Raw genomic sequence first — 18486 nt, forward strand, 5'->3', positions numbered from 1 at the left:
TCCTCACGAAGCAGGTGGTTCGAAGCGGCCGTCGACGGCGGTCCAGCCGCCGTCCACCGCCAGCACAGAGCCGGTCACGAACGACGAAGCGTCCGAAGCGAGGTACACGACAGCGCCCGCCAGCTCGTCCGGACGCGCCCAGCGACCCAACGCGCCCTTCGTCGCGTACGCGTCGTACCACTCCGGGTTCGCCTTGATCTGCGCGGTCAGCGGGGTCTCGACGACGCCGGGGGCGATCGCGTTGACCCGCACGCCGGCCGGGCCGAACTCCGCCGCGGCCGTCCGGAACAGCTGGACGAGACCGGCTTTCGTGGCCGCGTACGGCCCTTGGCCGGGCTCGACGGTCGTACCGCGGATCGACGAAAACCCGATGATGCTCCCCCGCCCGCGCGCGACCATGTCGGCGCCGAACACGCGGACCACCTCGAAGGAGACGCCGAGGTTCAGCGCGATGACACGGTCGAACTCCTCGCGCGTGTAGTCCAGCAACCGTTTGCGCACGTTCATCGCGGCGGTCAGCACCACCACGTCGAGCGGGCCGAGGTCGCTCGCGGCCCGGTCGATCGCACCCGGTTCGAGCAGGTCGACCTGGTACGCCTCGCCCACCCCGGCCTCGCGGGCGATGTCGAGGTCACGATCGGCGCAGACGACGTCGGCACCGTGGGCGGCGAGCGCGCGGGCGGCTTCGCGGCCGATGCCGCCCGCGCCGAGGACCACCGCACGGCGTCCGTCCAGCCGGAACAGGTTCTGGTAGTTCACGGGCGCAGCACCGCCATCCTCGTCACGGTCAATTCCTCGACGGCGAACCGCGGCCCTTCGCGGCCGATGCCGGAGTCCTTCACGCCCCCGTAGGGCATGGTGTCCGAGCGGAAGCCGGGCACTTCGTTGACGACGACACCGCCGACCTCCAGCTCGTCGAGCGCGCGGAACGCCGTGTTCAGGGACCGGCTGTAGACGCTGGCGTGGAGGCCGTAGCGGGACGCGTTCACCGCGGCGAAGGCTTCGTCCACATCGGACACCGTGCGCAGGCAGACGACCGGGCCGAAGATCTCCTCGTCCCAGCATTCGACGCCGTCCGGGACGTCGAGGAGGACGGTCGGCCGCAACACCGTGCCGTCGATACCCCCGCCGACCCGGCGGCCGCCGGCCTTCTCGATCCACGCGGCGACGCGTTCGGTGGAAGCGGGGTCGATCAGCGCGGACACCCGTGTCTTCTCGTCCCGCGGATCGCCGATGACGACCTCGTCGAGCCGCGCCAGCAGCCGTTCGGTGAACTCCTCGGCGACCGGCGCGACGACCAGGACACGCTGCACCGAGATGCAGGCCTGGCCGGACGCGTAGAACCCGCCGCGCAGCACGGCGTCCACGGCGGCGTCGAGGTCGGCGTCGGGAGCGACCACGAGGGCCGCGTTCGAACCCAGCTCCAGCAGCGTCTTCGTGGGGGCCGCGTCGCGGGCGATGCGGTGGCCGACCGCGGCCGAGCCGGTGAACGAGACCGCGCCGATCCGGCGGTCGGTGGTCAGCGCCGCGCCCACCTCGGCGTCGCCGGTGACCAGCTGGACCATGGCGGGCACCGGCGCGAGCGAGCGCACGAGGTGGACCAGCCACAACGTGGCCAGCGGCGTCTGGGGCGCGGGCTTGACGATCACCGGGCAGCCCGCGGCGATCGCGGGCGCGATCTTGTGCGACGCGAGCAGCAGCGGGTAGTTGAAGCCCGCGATGCCGACGACGACGCCGATCGGCTTGCGCTTCCAGAAGCCGACCAGCCCGTCGCCCGAGGGCAACAGGTCCAGCGGCACGGTTTCGCCGTGCAGCCGTGAGACCTCTTCGGCCGCGGCTTCCCAGGTGACGATCGTGCGCGCGACCTCGACGCGGCAGTCGACCAGCGGCTTGCCCGTCTCCAGCACGAGGAGGTTCTCGAACTCCTCGCGGCGAGAACGCACAGCAGCAGCGACATCGTTCAACAAGGCGCGACGAACCCGCGAAGGCAGCGAAGCCACTTCGCGCGCGACGGCGACAGCCTCGTCGACAGCGCGAGTAGCCAGCGAAGGCGTCCCGACCGGCGCGGTGCCGACCACGCTCCCGTCGTAAGGGAAAACGATTTCTTCGACATCCACAGTGGACACCCAGCCCGCACCGACCGGCAGGCCGTCCGGATACTCAGCCATCGTCACCTCCGCTCAGCCGGGCCAGCTCCGCGCGCAGGTTCGGCGCGGCTTCCAGGAGCTCCCGGGTGTATTCGTGCCGCGGTGCGTCGTAGACCTGGCCGACGTCACCGAGTTCGACGATCTCGCCGCGGCGCATCACCGCGACCCGGTCGCAGACGTGCCGGACGACGCCGAGGTCGTGCGACACGAAGATCAGCGTCAGCGCGAACTGGTCCACCAGGGACGCGAGCAGGTCGAGGATCTGGCCGCGCACGGAGACGTCCAGGGCGCTGACCGGCTCGTCGGCGATCAGGACGCTCGGGTTCGGCGCCAGCGCGCGGGCGATCGAGATGCGCTGCCGCTGGCCGCCGGAGAACTGGTGCGGGTAGCGCTGGGCGGCGTCGGCGGGCAGGCCGACCGCGGCGAGCAGCTCGGCCACGCGATCGGGCTCACGACGGCCGAGCGGTTCGGAGATGATGTCCCGCACGCGCATCCGCGGGTCGAGCGAACCCATCGGGTCCTGGAAGACGATCTGCAGCTCCGACCGCAAGAAGCCGAGACGACGTTCCGGCAGGTCGTCGATGCGCTTGCCCTGGAACGAGACCGTGCCCGACGTCGGCTTGTCCAGCGCGGCCAGCAGCCGGACCAGCGTCGACTTGCCGGAGCCGGACTCGCCGACGATGCCGAACCGCTGCCCCGCCTCGACGTCGAAACTGACCCCGCGCAACGCGTGCACGTCACGGCGGGCGTAGCGGCGTTCGAGGTCGCGGACTTCGAGGATCATCGCCGGGCCTCCAGGTCCGAGGAGGCCAGGAGCTTCCGCGTGTACTCGTGCTTCGGCTGCGTCAGGACTTCGCGCGTCGAGCCCGCTTCGACGATCTCGCCGTCGAGCATCACCAGCACGCGCTCGCACACCGAAGCGACCACCGCGAGGTCGTGCGTGATGAACAGCAACGCACTCTCGGCGGGCAACGACGTCTTGATGAGCGAAAGGATCTGCGCCTGCACGGTGACGTCAAGGGCGGTCGTCGGCTCGTCGCAGATCAGCAGCGACGGCTCGTTGGCCAGGGCCATCGCGAGCACCACGCGCTGGCGCTGGCCGCCGGACAGCTGGTGCGGGTACGCGCGGGCCGTGCCCGGGAGTCCCACCGCGGACAGCAGGTCCTCGGCGCGATGACGGCGTCCGTGGACACGGCCGGGCTCGGTGACCTGGCGGCCGACCCGCATGGCCGGGTTCAGGGCCGTCATCGGTTCCTGGAACACCATCGCGAGTTCGTCACCGCGCAGCCGTGACATGTCCTTTTCGGACATTTCCAGCAGTTCACGGTCGTTCAGGACGACCGAACCGGACGCCGGAAGCTCGTCGGGCAGCAGGCCCATGATCGCCAGCGCCGTCAACGACTTCCCGGACCCGGACTCGCCGATCAGGCCGACGCGCTCGCCGGCGCCGATCTCGAAGGACACGTCCCGGACCAGCGAAGAGACGTTGAGGCCGCGCACTGAGAGCGTCATACGCGAGCCGCCAATCGGGGATCCAGGCGGTCGCGCAGGCCGTCGCCGAGGAGGTTGAAACCCAGGACGGCGACGGCGATCGCGATGCCCGGGACCAGCGCCAGCCGCGGGTGCACGGTCAAAAGCTCTTGGGACTCCTGCAGCATCCGGCCCCACGACGGGGTCGGCGGCCGCGTCCCGAAGCCGAGGAACGACAACGCCGCTTCGGCGAGCACGGCGATCGCGAACGACACCGAAGCCTGGACGATCAGCAGGCCCGAGATGTTCGGCAGGACGTGCCGCACGGCGATGTTCGGCCGAGACCGGCCGCCCGCACGAGCCGCGAGCACGAACTCGGTGCTCATCACCTGCAGCGTCCCGGACCGGGCGATCCGCGCGAACGACGGGATGGTGGCGATGCCGATCGCGACCATCGCGGTCAGCGTGTCGGCCCCGAACACCGCGCCGAACATGATGGCCAGCAGCAGCGCGGGGAACGCGAGCACGAGGTCGTTGACGCGCATGACGAACTCGCCGAGCCACCGGGGCGACATCCCGGCGAGGATGCCCAGCGGCGTGCCGATCACCGCCGCGATGCCGACCGCGACCACGCCGACGTACAGCGTCGTGCGCGCGCCGACCATGATCTGGCTGAGCACGTCCCGCCCGAACTTGTCGGTGCCGAACCAGTGCGACGCGCCGAAGCCGAGCAGCCGGTGGGTCGCGTCGACCTTCACCGGGTCGAACGGCGTCCAGACGAACGACAGCAGCGCGGCCACCACGACCAGGCCGACGAGCACCCCGCCCAGCACCAGACTGCGCATCACGAACCTCGCAATCGCGGGTCGAGCACGGTGTAGAGGACGTCGACGACGAAGTTGACGAGCAGGACCCCGACCACCAGGACGAGCACGATTCCCTGCACGGTCAGCAGGTCACGGGCGGCGACGGCGTCCAGCAGCATCGAGCCCAGCCCCGGCAGCACGAACACGCGCTCGACGACGACCGCGCCGATCAGCAGCGTCGCCAGCTGCAGGCCGAGCACGGTGACCACCGGCACGGACGCGTTGCGCAGGCCGTGACGCACCAGCGCCTGTCCCGGACGCAGTCCCTTCGACCGCGCGGTGCGCAGGTAGTCCTGGCCGAGCGTGTCGAGCACGGCCGAGCGCACATACCGCGTGAGCACCGCACCCTGGACCAGGCCGAGGGACAGCGCGGGAAGGACGAGCCCGCGGGCGAACTCGCCGAAGTCCTGGTCCGGCGGGGTCCAGCCGCCCGACGGCAGCCAGCGCAGCTGGACGGCGAAGATCTGCACCAGGATGATCCCGGCGAGGAACGCGGGGATCGCGACGCCGATCTGCGACAGCCCGGAAACGCCCGCGCCGGACGCCTTCCGGTGCTTGACCGCGGCGAACGTCCCGGCCGGCACGGCGATCACCAGCGCGACGAGCATCCCGGCACCGACCAGCCACAACGTGACGCCGAGGCGGTCGAGCAGCTGCGGCCCGATCGCGTCCCGCGTCACGTACGAGCGGCCGAAGTCGCCGCGCAGCACGTGGGAAATCCAGTCGAAGTACTGCGTGACGAGCGGGCGATCGATGCCGAACTCCGCGCGGGTCTTGGCGAGCAGCTCGGGCGTCGCGTTGACGCCGAGCGCGACCTGCGCGGGATCTCCCGGCAGCACGGCCATGAACAGGAACACCACGACGGACGCGACCAGCACGCTGACCACGAACACCGCCACCCGGCGCAGCACCCTGGCCGTCATCGCGGCGCCAGCCCGGTGAGGTCGAACGACTCGCTGACCTGGTTCGCCGCGATCCCGCCGACCTTGGTCTTCGCGACGATCACGGTGGGGAACAGGAACAGCCAGTCCGCGGCGGCGTCGGTGTTCAGCTGCCGCGCCACCTGTTTCATGTCCGCGACCTGCTGCTCCGGCGTCCCGCTGTCGGCCTCGGCGAGCAGCTGCTGGACACGCTTGCTGTCGTAGCCCCAGTAGTACTTCGGCTTGCCGAACGTCGTGATGTCCCGCGCCTCGACGTGCTGGATGATCGACAGGTCGTAGTCGTGGTCGGTGAACACCTGCTTGAGCCACACCGCCGGGAAGTCGAGGGGCTCGATCGTGGTCCGGACGCCGACGTCGGCGAGCTGCGACTGGACGACCTGCGCGGCCGACACCGCGTACGGCAGGTTCGGGATCCGCAGCCGCAGGTTCAGGTTCGTCACGCCGGCTTCGGACAGCAGCGCCTTGGCCCGCGCGGGATCGAACGGATGGACCTGCGAAAGGTCTTCGTACCAGGGGTCGGTCGGCGGGACCATGCTGCCGATCAGCGTCCCGCGCCCGGCCCACGCCGTGTCGAGCAGCGCCTTCCGGTCGATCGCGTACGTCAGGGCCTGGCGCACGCGGACGTCGTTCAGCGGCGGCCGCGCGTTGTTCATGGCCAGCGTGACTTCGGAGTTCGTCGTGCCCTGAACGACCTGGAACCGGTCGTCGGCCTGGAACTGCGGGATGGAGTCGGGCGCGGTGATCGCCGCGATGACGTCGATCCCGTTGCTGTACAAGGCGTTGTTCAGCGCGGTCGGGTCCTTGATGTACTTCAGGACGACCGTGGTGTACGCCGGTTTCCGGCCCCAGTACGCGGGGTTCGCCTTGAGCACCACGGAGTCGCCGCGCTTGCGCGCCGCCACGACGTACGGCCCGGTGCCGACCGGCTTGTTCGCCAGGTCCGCGACGCCGGCCGGGCTGAACATCGCGCCGAGCCTGCTGGTGAGGCTGAACAGCCAGCCGTTGGACGGCTTCGAGAGCACGACCCGCGCGTGGTCCGGTGCCACGACGTCGACGTGGTCGACGACGTCCATGGTGGACTTGATCGAGATCGTCCAGGCGGTCTTCACGCGCATCAGCGAGAACTTGACGTCCTCGGCCGTGAACGGCGCGCCGTTGCTGAACTTGACGCCCGGCTGGAGCTGGAAGTCGTAGGTGCGCCGGTCCGGGCTGACCGTCCAGGACTTCGCGAGCAACGGCACGATCCGGCCTTGCGCGTCGAGCTTCACCAGGCCTTCGTAGACGTTGTAGAGCAGCGCCTGCGGGATCGCGGCGCCGTCCGTGCGGGTGAAGTCGAAGTTCGCCGGCTCCGCCGTGAAGCCGACGGAAAGTGTGTCCGGACCAGCGGAAACGCTGGCCGACGAGCCGGCCGAGCAGCCGGACACCACGAGCAGCAGCGCCGCTGCCAGCACGTGAAGTCGGGCTTTCATTCGACCTCCAGATAAGTACACTGGTCTGACCAGTAGCCTGCACCGAGCGGACGACGAGGTCAAGGGATGCGGTTCGAACCGGTGGCTCCGGTCCGCGCGTACGAGCGGGTCGTCGAGCAGATCGAGCAGGCCGTGATCAGCGGCGAGCTCAAGCCGGGCGAACGCCTGCCCAGCGAGCGTGAGCTGATGACGCAGTTCGGCGTCGGCCGCTCGACCATCCGGGAAGCCCTGCGGGTGCTGCAGGCGGCCGAGATGATCCGTTCGCGGCCCGGCGACCCGCGTGGGCCCGAGGTGCTGGCCGCGTCGTCCGCCGCGCTGCACCGCTCGATGCACCGGCTCGCCCGCGCCGAGCACGTCGGGCTCGCCGAGCTGCTGCAGTTCCGGATGATCCTCGACGGCTCGGCCCACCTGCTCGCCGCGGAGCTGCGCACCGACGACGACCTGACCAGCCTCGACGCGGCGCTGGATGCGATGCGCGAAGGCGTCTCCCGCGGTTACGCCGAATTCAGCCGCGCCGACGTCGCGTTCCACGAGGTGATCGCGCGGATCTCACGCAATCCCCTGCTGGTGGTCAGCGAGGAAGTCGTGCGCGGGGTCGTGCTCGAACTGATCGAGGACAAGCTAGAACACTCCAGCAACCGGACGTCGCTGATGCACGCGTGGCTCGCGCACCACGCCGAGGTGCTCGACGCGATCCGCTCGGCCGACGGCGCCGGCGCGGCCCACCTGGCCAAACAGGCCCTTTACGACAACTACGCCGAGTACGTCCCGGCCGGGCAACGTCCTCTCCTCGCACCGCTGCTGCGGCCTTAGACTCCTCCGCGTGGATTCGGCGAAACGGGACGGCGTCGGCCTCGCGCTCTCGGGCGGCGGCTACCGCGCAATGCTCTTCCACGCCGGCGCGCTCTGGCGGCTCAACGAACTCGGCTGGCTGCCGAAGCTGACCACCGTCTCCAGCGTCTCCGGCGGTTCGATCGCGGCGGGTGTGCTGGCGCACGCGTGGAACAAGCTGTACTTCGGTGAAGACGGCGTCGCGGAGAACTTCGGCAAGGAAGTCGTGCAGCCGCTGCGGAAACTCGCCCGCACCAACCTCGACATCCCGGTCACGCTCAAGGCGATGTTCATCCCGTGGCGCAGCGCCGGCGAGGAACTCGCGCGCCGCTACGCGAAGCACCTCTTCGGCGACTGCTGCCTCGCGGACCTCGATCCGGCCGGGCCGAACTTCGTGTTCACCGCGACCAACCTGCAGGACGGCTCGCTGTGGTGGTTCTTCCGGCAGCCGGGCCCGCACGGGCAGATCCCCCTGGCCACCGCGGTCGCCGCGTCGTCGGCCTTCCCGCCGATGCTCTCGCCGGTCGTCATCGACGACCCGCACCAGGCCGGCCACAAGATCGTGCTCAGCGACGCGGGCGTGTACGACAACCTCGGCCTCGACCCGATCGAGAACCAGCGGGCGACCGTCCTGGTCAGCGACGCCGGCAAGAAGATGAAGCACGAGGACAGGCCGCAGCGGAACTGGCCGATGCAGCTGCTGCGCGTGCTGACCGTGATGGACAACCAGGTCCGCGAGCTGCGCACCGGCTCGCTGCTGAAGGCTTATGAGGACAAGCAGTTCGCCGGCACGTACTGGGCGACCTACAGCGACATCGCGAACTTCGAACTGCCGGACGCCCTGCCCGCGCCGGTCGAGCACACCAGGAAACTCGCCGAGACGAAGACCCGGCTGACCAGGATGTCCGAGGCCACGCAGGACCAGCTGATCAACTGGGGTTACGCGGTCTGCGACGCGGGCATGCGGCGCTGGGTGTGCCCCGGCACCGCGTTGCGGCCGCGGTTCCCGTATCCGGGCTCAGGCGTCGGCTAGGTTCGCGTAGACGACGATGTTGTCCTTGTAGCTGTGCTCGGCGTGGTCGAACGCGCCGCCGCACGTGATCAGCCGCAGCTCCGGCTTGTCGCTGTTGCCGTAGACGGCGTCACGCGGGAAGTCGTCCTTCGGGACCTGGGTGACGCGGGCAACGACGAACTTCAGCTTCCGCCCGTCGCTGCGGTCGATGTCCACCTCGTCGCCGGGCACGAGGTCCTTGAGCTTGAAGAAGATGCCCGGCTTCTTGTCGCCGTCGACGTGCCCGAGCACGATCGCCGGGCCGACGTCGCCGGGCACCGGCGACAGCTTGTACCAGGCCGCCTGCATCGGCGTGTGCACCGACGGGACGGAGATCGAGCCGTCGGTCTTGACGGCCACCGCGAGCAGGCTGGACTCCGCGCCGATCTTGGGGATCTTCACCGACGTCGGCCGGAGACCCTTGAACGGCGCGGTCACCGGCACCGACGAAGGCACGGGCGCGGCGGCCTTCGACGGCTCTCCACCGCACCCGGCCAGCGCGAAGACGAGCGCGGCGGCGACCGCGCCCACCCGCAGGACGGTCATCCGGCCATGCCGCCGAAGCCCGTCTCGACCCCGCCCTTGGGCGCGACCTTGACCTGGGCCTTCGGGGCGCTGTTCCCGGCCGCCGCCGCGGCCGACGACGACGTCGCCGTGGTGATCGGCGCGGTGCTCGAGGACTCGGTGCTGGTGGTCGTGCTCGCGCTGGTGCTCGTCGAGGGCGAAGTCGAGGTCGCCGGCGGCTGCTCCTGCTGGAACTCGACGATGCCGTTGCCCTCGACGCCGTCGCAGGTCCAGCTGAACTTCGCGGTCGTGGTGCCGGCCGGGGCGTCGACGACGCGGACCGTGTAGTTCCAGTAGCGGCCGTCGGACTCGTCCTGGTCCGGACCGCCGGTGACGCTCAAGTACTGCGTCGAGACCGGGCCGATCTTGCCGGAGGCGCAAGCGATGACCAGAACACCCTCGCCGCCGGGGCCGACGAAGCCATGGCCGGTGTTGTCCTGGTAGTCGTCCTTCGGCGGTTCGCTGTCCGCGGAGGTCGAGGTCGGCGCCGACGCCGTGGTGGTGGTCGTGGTGACCACGCTCGTCGGGTCGGCCGAGGTGGTCCCGGTCGTCGTGACGGGGGTGGTCGGAGTCTCCGAAGCCGTCGGAGCCGTCGTCGTCGCCTCGGACGACGTGGTCTCCGACGTCGGCGGCACCGTGGTCGTCTCGGTCTCCGTCTGGGCCAGAGCGGCCGGAGCGGCGGCGAAGGTGATCAGCGCACCCGCGGACACGATGCCCGCGAACCGGCTCAGCGTTCTACCCACAAGTGACTCCCAACGGCGTTGACCTGCGCTGCCGCGACTATCGACGATTCACCCGTCCGCGTTACTCCGGGAGGGCGAACGCCAGGTCGCGCCAGAGGTCCTCCGGGTCTTCGAGGCCCACGCTGAACCGGATCAGGCCGGGCGGGACGCGCTCCTCGCCCGCCAGCCACGCCCGCCGTTCGACCAGGCTTTCGACGCCGCCGAGGCTCGTCGCCGCCCGGATCAGCCGGACCGACGCGCAGAACCGGTCGGCCGTCTCGGCGTCAGCCAGGTCGAACGCGACCATCATGCCGAAGCCCGGGTAGCGCACCTGCCGCACGGCGGGGTGCCCGGCCAGCCGTCCGGCCAGCAGCGCGGCGGTGCGGGACTGCTCCGCCAGCCGCACCGGCATGGTCCGCAGCCCCCTGAGGGCGAGCCAGGCTTCGAGGGCGCCCGGCGTCGACCCCACCCGCGTCCGCGCGCCCCGCAGCTCGGCCGCGACGGCCGGGTCCTTGGCCACCGTGATCCCCAGCAGCAGGTCGCTGTGCCCGCCGATCAGCTTGGTCGCGCTGTGCACGACGACGTCCGCGCCCAGTTCGAGCGGCCGCTGCTGCAACGGCGTCGCGAAGGTGTTGTCGACGACGACCCGGCCCCGCGCGGCGGCGGCGATGGTCTCGATGTCCATCACGTCGAGGGTCGGGTTGGTCGGCGACTCCAGCCAGACCAGGTCGGACGTCGCGGCCTCGGCGACCCAGGCCTCGGTGTCGGCCGGCGCCAGCTCGGTGACGGCGAGCTTGCCGAGCTTCTGCGCGTGGGCCAGCACCCCGCGCGTCACCGCGTAGCTGAACGTCGGCACGGCGACCCGCGAACCGACCGGCAGCAGGTCCAGGACCGCGGACAGCGTGGCGACCCCGGACGCGAACGCCGTCGCCTCGCCGCCCTCCAGCGCCCCGACGGCCTCTTCGAGCGCCAGCCACGTCGGCGTCCCGTCGCTGCGCGCGTACGCGAAATCGCCACCGGCCTGGTACGTGCTGGTGGCGACGAGCGGGGTGTTCAGCGGCTCGCCGGGGCCGTGCGGGCGGCCGGCGGCGACGGCCTTGGTGCGGGGCGTCCAGTCGTCCATCCGCCCACGATAAGGGGAGGCAGGGGCACTCACGCGTCCGCGAGTGCCCCTGCCGGGCTCAATGCGCGTACACCTCGAACTCGTAGAGCGAATAGCCGTACTTCGTGCCGCGCTGGACGCCCTGCATCTTGACGAACCGGGCCGGGGTCGCGGCGAAAGAGACGTTGTCCTGCCCGCCGTCGCCGTCGGTCACCACGGCCGCGTCCGTCCAGTTCACCGCGTCCGGCGAGAGCTGGATCTTGTAGCCCCTGCCGTACGCGGACTCCCAGTTGAGCATCACCCGTGAAACCTGCTGGACCGAACCGAGGTCGACGGTGATCGCCTGGTCGTCGCTCCAGTCGCTGGCCCAGCGGGTCGAGGCGTTCCCGTCGATCGCGTTCGACGCCGGCGAGTTGTAGAAGCCGGTCTCGGCGCTGGTGGCGCTGACCGTCTTCGTCGCCGCCAGGTTCGCGACGTTGTCCCCGCGGTGCGCGGCGTACTCGACGACCTGCTGGAACGTCGGGCGGTTCTGCCAGCTGATCTTGTCCTGCGTGATGCCGCCGAGCGGGTTCTGCACGATCGAGTCGGCGCACCACTGGTCACCGGCCGAGCAGTTCGCGTCACCGGGGTAGACGGTGTTCGCGGCCTGGCCGGCGGCCGTGGTCAGCGAGTCGACGAGCGCCTGGCGGCACGCGGTGACGTCGCCGCCGCCGCAGAACGTCTGCGCGAGCGGGCCCGCCACCGGCTGGCCGAGCACCTGCCGGATGTCCTTGCTGACGTAACCCCACCAGCCGTACTGGAACGACGAACCCTTGTGGGGCTGGCCGGTGTGCTGGCCGTTGCCGTTCTGCCAGCCGGACGGGCTTTCGTTGATGCCGAGCACGCCGGTCATGGCGTTGTAGGCGTCGTCACCCATGCCCGGCTTGAACTCGGCCTGGACCAGCAGCGGCCACCAGGCGTCGAAGATGCGGATCGCGTCGGCGTCCGCGTACGCCTTGCTGCCGGGCGAGGTCTCCGTGCGCAGCTGGCCGTGGGAGAGCCACGTCTTGAGCTTCGCCTCGGCGTCCGCCGCCGCACCGGTGGCCGGCGTCTTGTCGAGCACCTGCAGCAGCAGCGGCAGCACGCGCTCGGCGCGCAGGTCGGCCAGTGCCGCTTCCGCCATCGCCTGGGTCAGGTTGACCCGGGTGACCTTGGTGCCGCTGGTGATGAGCTTCTTCACCCGCGAGTCGAGCAGGTCGACGCGGTGCACGGCGGACTTGTCCGATCCGGCGGCCGCGTAGCCGTTGGCCTGCGCGTTGTTCCAGCTGACGTAGTAGTCCTGGTTGATCGACTGCGGGTGCTGCGACGCCGGCGTGTAGGTCGCGAGGTTGCCCGCCGGGTTCCAGCCCACCCAGTCGTGGCCCTGGTCGCCCCAGACCGGCATGTTCGGGTCCACATTGGACTGCCGGGCCGGGTTGGCACCGGAGTTGAAGTAGGCGATGTCCTTGGAGTCGGCGTAGAACCAGTTGAACGTGAAATTGATGTCCTGCGCGGCCCGCTGGAAGTCCGCCGCCGACTTGACGAAGGTCGGGTCGTTCAGCTCCTGGAAGCCGATCAGCGAGTCGACCTCGTGGAAGTACGACGACCGCAGCGCCGCGTACGCCACCGGCTTGCCGCCGACGGTCGCCCGGCTCTGCACCGGCCCGTACTTGGTCCGGTAGCTGCGCAGGGTGTACGAGCCCGCCGCCGTGCCGTCGGCCACAGTCGGCTTCCAGGCGTTCTTGACCTCGACGGTCTCCATCGGGACGCACTTGCCCTGGTAGGTGTAGTAGTTCGAGTCCTTCGTCGGCGCGGCTCCGCTCGGGTCGCACAGCTGCAGCGCGTAGGTGTCGATGATGTCCTGCGCCGACGTCGTCGCGCTCCACGAGTAGTCCTGGCCGCGGCCGAGGAGCGTGTACATGCTCAGCCCGGCGAAGGCCGCGCCGCGCGAGCTGATGCCCGGGCCCTGCAGCTCCTGCAACAGCAGCAGCTGCGGCGCGAAGTAGCCGGTCTGCGGACCGAACACCGCGACCGGGTGGCCGCTGGCGGTCTTCGCGCCGGAGACGAGCAGCGCGTTGGACATGCCGTGCTTCTCGCTCAGCATGTTCGCCGGAAGCACGCCGTTTTCGAACATCCCGCGGGCGGGCTCCTGCTCGGCGGGCGCGGCGACGTCCACAGTGGACGGCGTCGCGGTCGAGGCCGAGCCGGTCCTGTCGAACACCAGCGGCTGCGGGGTCACCGAACCCTTGTCCGGCATGGCCCGCCCGGCCGCGTTGGCCGGCGTCTTGCCGTACGGGAAGGTCTGGCCGTCGTGCAGCGTCTTGACCGCCTCGGGGTCGTCTTCCGCGCGCAGGCTCTGCCACACCTTCTCGCCCTGCGCGACGCCGTACTTCTCCTGCAGCGCGAGCTTCGCGATGGCGTTCTGGACCTCGCCGCCGCCGCCCGCGCCGAACTCGGCGCCGATCAGCGAGGCGAGCGCGACCAGGTCGGTCAGCTTGAACGGGTCGATCGACCCGGCGTTGGTGATCGAGTCGACGTGCCCGGTCAGCACGTACTCGCCGGGGAAGTAGCGGCCGTTGTAGGAGTCGCTGATGTACTTGTTGATGCCGTCGACGTAGGCCTGCGCGTCGGCGAGGCCCTGCGCGCCGCGGGGACCGCTCGCGGCGGCGTGGTCGATCTGCTGTTGCAGCTCGGATTCGGTGTACGGCGCGTTCGCGAAGAACTGCTGTTCGAGCTCGCGGTTGGCTTCCGCGCCACCGGCGAACGAGGTGACCTGCCCGCGGGCGGCGTGGCGCAGCACGTCCATCAGCCACAGCCGGTCCTGCGCGGCGGCGTACCCGGCGCCGAACTCGGTGCCGGCGCGGGTGGTGCCGGTGATGTGCGGGACGCCGAGGGCCTTGTCCCGCACGATCGTGACGTCCGCACGCGGCTGCGTCGTGCTCGCCACCTGGTCGGCCGGGACGCCGAACGAGGAGTCGTTGAAGTACTGGTTGATCGCGCTGGTGGTCAGCGTCTTGTAGCCGCCCGCCAGCGAGGCGTACTTCCCGAGCTGGTCGGCCGAGTGCGCCGGGCGGGTGCCGAGCAGCTTGTGCGCCAGGATCTCCGCGAGGGTGGCGCTGCCCTGTTCGCCGGGGGGCAGGATGTCGCTGCACTGCCCGCCGCAGTAGTCGTCGGGCGACAGAGCCGCGTGCGCGGCCGGCGCGGTGAGGACGACCTGGGTGAGCCCGGCCACGAGGGCCCCCAGTGCCGTAACGGTCAGGGCGCGGATGCGACGTCGCATGCCGGGCTCCCCTCAGTTCAGAAGAGTGACGAAGCGCACGTTACCCAGCAGTAGGTCAAGTGTGAAGACTTTTCGCGTTTTTCCCCTCCTTGGGCGTAGTCCGTTCGGCGCAGCGCTGCGGGCGTCGGTACGGTGAGGCCCATGACCTTGGAAAAGCCCCTCATCGACCGCCCGGACGGCGAGCCCCCGGCCGACCTCGAGATCACCGACATCACGGTCGGCGACGGCGCGGAGGCCACACCCGGCAAGGCCGTCACCGTGCACTACGTCGGCGTCGCGCACTCGACCGGCGAAGAGTTCGACGCGTCCTGGAACCGCGGCGAGCCCCTGCGCTTCGGCCTCGGCGCCGGCCAGGTCATCTCCGGCTGGGACCAGGGCGTCGCGGGGATGAAGATCGGCGGGCGCCGCAAGCTCGTCATCCCGCCGCACCTCGCCTACGGCGACCGCGGCGCGGGCGGCGTCATCAAGCCCGGCGAGACCCTCATCTTCGTCGTCGACCTGGTCGGCGTGAACTGATTTCTCCACACCGCGAGACATTTGCGGCAAACGGCCCCGGCGAAGCTCCGCCGGGGCCGTTTTCTTAGCCCGAGCAGAGCATTCCCGCCCCCGCACACCGTCGCTACCCTCGATGGTGATCACCGGCGCGGGTCGCCGGTGCGTGAAAAGGGGGATCCACCGATGCGCGTTCGCGCTGTGCTTTCCGCTGCCTTCCTGATCTTGACCGCCGGTCTCGCCACCGCGGCACCGGCTTCGGCCGTGGCCAACGGTTCCGACGTCCCGGCGGGCCAGTTCGGGTTCGCCGCCAAGCTCACCATGACCAACATCCCGAAGCCCGACGGCTCGAAGTACAACAGCGCCTGCTCGGGCTCGCTGATCGCCAAGAAGTGGATCATCACGGCCGGGCACTGCTTCCACGACGCGAACCGCAACCGCGTCTCCGGTCCGGTGCCGTACCCGACGTCCGTGCTGCTCGGCACGGTCAACCAGAGCACGCCCGGCGTGACGCGGAACGTCGTCACCGTCTACCAGTCGAGCGTCAACGACATCGCGCTCGCGACCCTCGACGCCGACGTCACGACGATCACGCCGCTCACGGTCAACCGGGTCACGCCGTCGGTGGGCCAGCTGCTGACCCTCGCCGGCTGGGGCAGCCTCACCTCGGTCAACCCGGCGCCGTCGACGAAGCTGCAGCAGGGCACGGTCAAGGTCGGCCAGGTCGCCACCGCGACGCTCGGCGTCCAGGGCGTGGCCCCGACGTCGACGACGAGTGCCTGCGTGTACGACTCGGGCGCGCCGTACTTCGTCGCGGGCGGCGCCGGCGGCCAGCTGGTGTCGGTCGAGTCGACCGGCCCGGACTGCCCCCACAACCAGCTCGAGACGACTTCGCGCGTGGACGTCGTCGCGGACTGGATCGCTTCGCACACCGGCTGACCCCCGGGCCGGGCGTCACCCGATGGTCCACCGGGTGACGCCCGGCCAGGGAATTCCCCACCCGCGGCAGCGCCCCTAACCTCAAACGTCGACCACCACTCGACGAAGGGGAAGAATGCGCCTGCGCGCCCTGCTAGCCGCCGCCGTTTTGACCATCACCACCGCCCCAGCCGCCCTGGCCGCCCCAGGGATCGCGCACGGCTCGGACGTCCCACCGGGCCAGTACGGCTTCGTAGCGAAGCTGGCGATGACAAAAATCCCCCGCCCGGACGGCTCGACGTACAGCAGCTACTGCACAGCCGCCCTGATCGCCCCGAGCTGGCTCATCACGACAGGCCACTGCTTCCACGACGCGAACCGCAACCGGGTCTCGGGCAAGGTCCCCTACCCCACAACGGCAACGCTGGGCATGGTCGACGAAGGCCAAGAGTCGGGCATAGCCCGCAAAGCAACAGAGGTAGTCCAGTCACCCCAGAACGACGTGGCCCTCCTCCACCTGGACTCCCCAGTGACAACGATCGCCCCCCTGGCAACAAGCCACGCAACCCCACAGGTAGGCCAACAGCTCACACTGGCAGGCTGGGGCAGCCTGACCAGCACAAACCCGACCCCAGCCACCCACATGCAGCAGGGAACGGTAGCGATAGCGAACATAACGCCAACAACGCTGGGAGTCCGCGGAGCAGCCCCGGACATCACAACAAGCGCGTGCACCTACGACTCAGGAGCCCCCTACTTCAAGGACGGCGAACTGGTCTCCCTGGAGGCAACGGGCCCAGGCTGCCCCCACGCAGGCATCGAAACAACGTCAAGGACAGACGTCCTGACCCAGTGGATCAAGAAAACAACAACCTGAATGCACAAAAACTCCGCCAGGAGCGAACACCACGCAGAGCCAACCGGGTGACATTCCCCACCAAAAGAACCCCCGCCCCCACGCAACCAAGCCGGAAGGCGACGCACCGCACCGTGGGGGGTCCGGGGGGCTCGGCCCCCCGGGAGGGATGAGGAGAACGGGAAGAGGCCCGGTCGCGCAAGCGACCGGGCCTCTGAACAGCGTGGGCGAGGAGGGAGTTGAACCCTCACGTCCTTTCGGACACACGGACCTGAACCGTGCGCGTCTGCCATTCCGCCACTCGCCCCGAGTGCTTCCTTGCGGCAGCGAGGAGAAGACTAGCAGGCCGTTCGGGCGGGTTTCCCCGGGGGCCGTGTAGAGGCTCGCTCACCCGGATAGGATCGATGCGGAAGCAGACGTGTGAGGAGGTTTTCCCCGGTGGGCCGCGCCGAGCGATTCGACAGGCGACTCGAGAACCTGGTGGGGAACACTTTCGCGCGCATGTTCGGTGGCAACGTCGTCACGCAGGAAGTGGCGATCGCCCTGGAGCGGGAGAGTGAGGAGAACGTTCGTGAGCTGGCAGGCGGTCGGCAGCTCGCCCCGAATCACTACATCGTGTCCTTGGGGGCGGCTGACCACGAACGCATGGCCGGTGACGAGCATCGCGTCACGCAGATGCTGGCCAGGGCGGTGGCGGAACACCTCGCCGCCGAGGGCCTCGACACCTATGGTGACGTCGTCGTATCACTCGAGCGCAACGAGGCGCTGCATACTGGACAGTTCAAGACCCGTTCGTCCGTCGATCCCGACGCCCGCCCCTCAGGCGCCGGTTCACCGCGGTCGGCACGACCCAGCAACGCAGGAGACCCAGCAATGAGCCAGCCCCCCGGCTACGGCCAATACGACCAGGGTGACCCGTACGGCCAGCAGGGCCAGTACGGCTACGGACAGCAGGGTGGCCAGCAGCCCGGGTACGACCAGGGTTACGGCCAGCAGGGCGGATACGACCAGTACGGCCAGCAGCAGCCGGGTGGCGGTTACGACCAGTACGGCCAGCCGCAGCAGGGCGGTTACGACCAGGCTGGTTACGCGCAGCCCCAGCAGGGTGGCTACGACCAGGGTTACGGCCAACCGCAAGGTGGTGGCTACGACCAGGGCGGCTACGCGCAGCCCCAGCAGGGTGGCTACGACCAGGGTTACGGCCAGCCCCAGGGTGGTGGCTACGACCAGGGCGGCTACGCACAGCCGCAAGGCGGCGGCTACGACCAGTACGGCGGCCAGCAGCAGGGCGGTTACGACCAGTACGGCCAGCAGCAGGCGTACGGCCAGCCGGCCGCTGACCCGTACGCGCAGCAGCAGGGCGGCTACGGCCAGCCCGCGCCGGGCCGCCAGCTCGCGGCGAGCCTGCAGCTGGACGACGGCTCGAACCGCACGTACTCGCTGAAGCAGGGCGGGAACGTCGTGGGCCGGGGCCAGGACGCGGACTTCCGCCTGCCGGACACCGGTGTTTCGCGGCGGCACCTGGAGATCACCTGGGACGGCCAGAGCGCCACGCTCGCCGACATCGGTTCGACCAACGGCACGACCGTGAACGGCACCCCGGTCCAGACCTGGCAGCTCGCCGACGGCGACGTCATCCGGGTGGGTCATTCGTCTCTCGTGTTCCGTACACAGGGCTGACTCGGGACCCGGAATACTGTTCCCGCAGAATTGACGTGCGGGGGGACCGCGGCGTACCCGCGTCGCGGCTGCGCGGAAG

At 70.1% G+C, this 18486-nt stretch carries 17 protein-coding genes and 1 tRNA gene; 6 read left to right on the forward strand and 12 right to left on the reverse strand.

Annotated features, from left to right (window positions below):
- Positions 1-3: 3 nt before the first annotated feature.
- From CF165_RS02240 to CF165_RS02270, 7 genes are read right to left on the reverse strand one after another with little or no spacing between them, the layout of a single operon-like run.
- Positions 4-759: an SDR family NAD(P)-dependent oxidoreductase gene (locus CF165_RS02240; protein WP_093945714.1), complete on the reverse strand. Its 756-nt coding sequence runs from the start codon at positions 757-759 to the stop codon at positions 4-6.
- A complete protein-coding gene (locus tag CF165_RS02245) occupies positions 756-2168 on the reverse strand; it encodes an aldehyde dehydrogenase family protein (RefSeq protein ID WP_093945715.1) in 1413 nt (470 codons plus the stop codon). Before CF165_RS02245 ends, CF165_RS02240 begins: the two co-directional genes overlap by 4 nt.
- Positions 2161-2931: an ABC transporter ATP-binding protein gene (locus tag CF165_RS02250; protein WP_093945716.1), complete on the reverse strand. Its 771-nt coding sequence runs from the start codon at positions 2929-2931 to the stop codon at positions 2161-2163. The genes CF165_RS02245 and CF165_RS02250 overlap by 8 nt, the downstream gene beginning before the upstream one ends.
- Complete coding sequence (locus CF165_RS02255) at positions 2928-3659, reverse strand: ABC transporter ATP-binding protein (RefSeq protein WP_093945717.1); 732 nt, start codon at positions 3657-3659, stop codon at positions 2928-2930. Before CF165_RS02255 ends, CF165_RS02250 begins: the two co-directional genes overlap by 4 nt.
- Entirely contained in the window at positions 3656-4462 is an 807-nt protein-coding gene (locus CF165_RS02260; RefSeq protein ID WP_167441317.1) for an ABC transporter permease, read from the reverse strand. Before CF165_RS02260 ends, CF165_RS02255 begins: the two co-directional genes overlap by 4 nt.
- Positions 4462-5406: an ABC transporter permease gene (locus CF165_RS02265; protein ID WP_093945719.1), complete on the reverse strand. Its 945-nt coding sequence runs from the start codon at positions 5404-5406 to the stop codon at positions 4462-4464. The genes CF165_RS02260 and CF165_RS02265 overlap by 1 nt, the downstream gene beginning before the upstream one ends.
- Positions 5403-6893 carry an ABC transporter substrate-binding protein gene (locus CF165_RS02270; RefSeq protein WP_205660745.1) on the reverse strand — a complete coding sequence of 497 codons (1491 nt, stop codon included), beginning with the start codon at positions 6891-6893 and terminating at the stop codon, positions 5403-5405. The genes CF165_RS02265 and CF165_RS02270 overlap by 4 nt, the downstream gene beginning before the upstream one ends.
- A 66-nt stretch (positions 6894-6959) precedes the next feature.
- Between CF165_RS02270 and CF165_RS02275 the strand changes: the two genes are divergently transcribed.
- Both CF165_RS02275 and CF165_RS02280 read left to right on the forward strand, forming a co-directional pair.
- Positions 6960-7706: a FadR/GntR family transcriptional regulator gene (locus CF165_RS02275; protein ID WP_093945720.1), complete on the forward strand. Its 747-nt coding sequence runs from the start codon at positions 6960-6962 to the stop codon at positions 7704-7706.
- Between the two features lie 10 nt (positions 7707-7716).
- Positions 7717-8757, forward strand: coding sequence for a patatin-like phospholipase family protein (locus tag CF165_RS02280; protein ID WP_093945721.1), 1041 nt, complete (start codon positions 7717-7719; stop codon positions 8755-8757).
- On the opposite strand, the gene CF165_RS02285 is transcribed toward CF165_RS02280, so the two are convergent.
- The 4 genes from CF165_RS02285 to CF165_RS02300 all read right to left on the reverse strand — a co-directional run bounded on the left by CF165_RS02285 (position 8743) and on the right by CF165_RS02300 (position 14461).
- Complete coding sequence (locus tag CF165_RS02285) at positions 8743-9321, reverse strand: class F sortase (protein ID WP_093945722.1); 579 nt, start codon at positions 9319-9321, stop codon at positions 8743-8745. The genes CF165_RS02280 and CF165_RS02285 overlap by 15 nt on opposite strands.
- On the reverse strand, positions 9318-10082 hold the full coding sequence (locus CF165_RS02290; RefSeq protein ID WP_240521426.1) for a hypothetical protein: 765 nt from the start codon (positions 10080-10082) through the stop codon (positions 9318-9320). The genes CF165_RS02285 and CF165_RS02290 overlap by 4 nt, the downstream gene beginning before the upstream one ends.
- 61 nt (positions 10083-10143) lie before the next feature.
- Positions 10144-11184 carry a trans-sulfuration enzyme family protein gene (locus tag CF165_RS02295; RefSeq protein ID WP_093945723.1) on the reverse strand — a complete coding sequence of 347 codons (1041 nt, stop codon included), beginning with the start codon at positions 11182-11184 and terminating at the stop codon, positions 10144-10146.
- A gap of 58 nt (positions 11185-11242) precedes the next feature.
- Entirely contained in the window at positions 11243-14461 is a 3219-nt protein-coding gene (locus CF165_RS02300) for a penicillin acylase family protein (protein ID WP_205660746.1), read from the reverse strand.
- A 141-nt stretch (positions 14462-14602) separates the two neighbouring features.
- On the opposite strand from CF165_RS02300, the gene CF165_RS02305 reads away from it, so the two are divergent.
- The 3 genes from CF165_RS02305 to CF165_RS02315 all read left to right on the forward strand — a co-directional run bounded on the left by CF165_RS02305 (position 14603) and on the right by CF165_RS02315 (position 16748).
- The gene (locus tag CF165_RS02305) at positions 14603-14977 is read left to right on the forward strand and encodes an FKBP-type peptidyl-prolyl cis-trans isomerase (RefSeq protein ID WP_093945725.1); all 375 of its coding nucleotides are present in this window, start codon (positions 14603-14605) and stop codon (positions 14975-14977) included.
- Between the two features lie 162 nt (positions 14978-15139).
- Complete coding sequence (locus tag CF165_RS02310; RefSeq protein WP_093945726.1) at positions 15140-15892, forward strand: S1 family peptidase; 753 nt, start codon at positions 15140-15142, stop codon at positions 15890-15892.
- A 115-nt stretch (positions 15893-16007) separates the two neighbouring features.
- Positions 16008-16748 carry a S1 family peptidase gene (locus tag CF165_RS02315; RefSeq protein WP_093945727.1) on the forward strand — a complete coding sequence of 247 codons (741 nt, stop codon included), beginning with the start codon at positions 16008-16010 and terminating at the stop codon, positions 16746-16748.
- A gap of 203 nt (positions 16749-16951) precedes the next feature.
- On the opposite strand, the gene CF165_RS02320 is transcribed toward CF165_RS02315, so the two are convergent.
- A tRNA-Leu gene (locus CF165_RS02320) sits at positions 16952-17034 on the reverse strand.
- A gap of 131 nt (positions 17035-17165) precedes the next feature.
- Here CF165_RS02320 and CF165_RS02325 point away from each other — a divergent pair.
- Positions 17166-18407 carry an FHA domain-containing protein gene (locus CF165_RS02325; protein WP_093945728.1) on the forward strand — a complete coding sequence of 414 codons (1242 nt, stop codon included), beginning with the start codon at positions 17166-17168 and terminating at the stop codon, positions 18405-18407.
- Positions 18408-18486: the final 79 nt, after the last annotated feature.

This window comes from Amycolatopsis vastitatis (assembly GCF_002234595.1).
Taxonomy (GTDB): domain Bacteria; phylum Actinomycetota; class Actinomycetes; order Mycobacteriales; family Pseudonocardiaceae; genus Amycolatopsis; species Amycolatopsis vastitatis.

Excerpts from the sequence above, each read along its gene's own strand:
- CF165_RS02245 (WP_093945715.1), bottom strand. The coding sequence starts at position 2,168 with ATGGCTGAGTATCCGGACGGCCTGCCGGTCGGTGCGGGCTGGGTGTCC.
- CF165_RS02250 (WP_093945716.1), bottom strand. The coding sequence starts at position 2,931 with ATGATCCTCGAAGTCCGCGACCTCGAACGCCGCTACGCCCGCCGTGAC.
- CF165_RS02255 (WP_093945717.1), bottom strand. The coding sequence starts at position 3,659 with ATGACGCTCTCAGTGCGCGGCCTCAACGTCTCTTCGCTGGTCCGGGAC.
- CF165_RS02260 (WP_167441317.1), bottom strand. The coding sequence starts at position 4,462 with ATGCGCAGTCTGGTGCTGGGCGGGGTGCTCGTCGGCCTGGTCGTGGTG.
- CF165_RS02265 (WP_093945719.1), bottom strand. The coding sequence starts at position 5,406 with ATGACGGCCAGGGTGCTGCGCCGGGTGGCGGTGTTCGTGGTCAGCGTG.
- CF165_RS02270 (WP_205660745.1), bottom strand. The coding sequence starts at position 6,893 with ATGAAAGCCCGACTTCACGTGCTGGCAGCGGCGCTGCTGCTCGTGGTG.
- CF165_RS02275 (WP_093945720.1), top strand. The coding sequence starts at position 6,960 with ATGCGGTTCGAACCGGTGGCTCCGGTCCGCGCGTACGAGCGGGTCGTC.
- CF165_RS02285 (WP_093945722.1), bottom strand. The coding sequence starts at position 9,321 with ATGACCGTCCTGCGGGTGGGCGCGGTCGCCGCCGCGCTCGTCTTCGCG.
- CF165_RS02295 (WP_093945723.1), bottom strand. The coding sequence starts at position 11,184 with ATGGACGACTGGACGCCCCGCACCAAGGCCGTCGCCGCCGGCCGCCCG.
- CF165_RS02300 (WP_205660746.1), bottom strand. The coding sequence starts at position 14,461 with ATGCGACGTCGCATCCGCGCCCTGACCGTTACGGCACTGGGGGCCCTC.
- CF165_RS02305 (WP_093945725.1), top strand. The coding sequence starts at position 14,603 with ATGACCTTGGAAAAGCCCCTCATCGACCGCCCGGACGGCGAGCCCCCG.
- CF165_RS02310 (WP_093945726.1), top strand. The coding sequence starts at position 15,140 with ATGCGCGTTCGCGCTGTGCTTTCCGCTGCCTTCCTGATCTTGACCGCC.
- CF165_RS02315 (WP_093945727.1), top strand. The coding sequence starts at position 16,008 with ATGCGCCTGCGCGCCCTGCTAGCCGCCGCCGTTTTGACCATCACCACC.